Source organism: Shewanella sp. AS16, assembly GCF_021412365.1.
Lineage (GTDB): Bacteria > Pseudomonadota > Gammaproteobacteria > Enterobacterales > Shewanellaceae > Shewanella > Shewanella salipaludis.
In genome coordinates, this window is the sequence record NZ_JAKCLK010000475.1 from 1 (window position 1) to 279 (window position 279).

The following is a 279-nucleotide window of genomic DNA, read 5'->3' on the forward strand; positions in this document are numbered from 1 at the left end:
TAAGTTCAATCCTTGATAGCCTCACCGCCGCGCAAAAAGCGACGCTAACCCCTATTTCAAATCAGCAATCGTCGTTTACCGCTAAACTTAGCGCCTACGGTACGCTGAAAAGCGCGCTGACGACTTTCCAGACCGCCAATACTGCATTGTCTAAAGCCGATCTTTTTTCCGCTACCAGCACCACCAGCAGCACCACCGCGTTCAGTGCCACCACCGCGGGTAATGCCATCGCCGGGAAATACACCATCAGCGTCACCCATCTGGCGCAGGCGCAAACCC

At 54.8% G+C, this 279-nt stretch carries 1 protein-coding gene; it reads left to right on the plus strand.

Annotated elements, in window-relative coordinates; all coding sequences use genetic code 11:
* Nucleotides 1-279 (plus strand): flagellar cap protein FliD N-terminal domain-containing protein (locus LZP73_RS21165; RefSeq protein ID WP_326490392.1); only part of this gene is annotated, 279 nt, incomplete at both ends.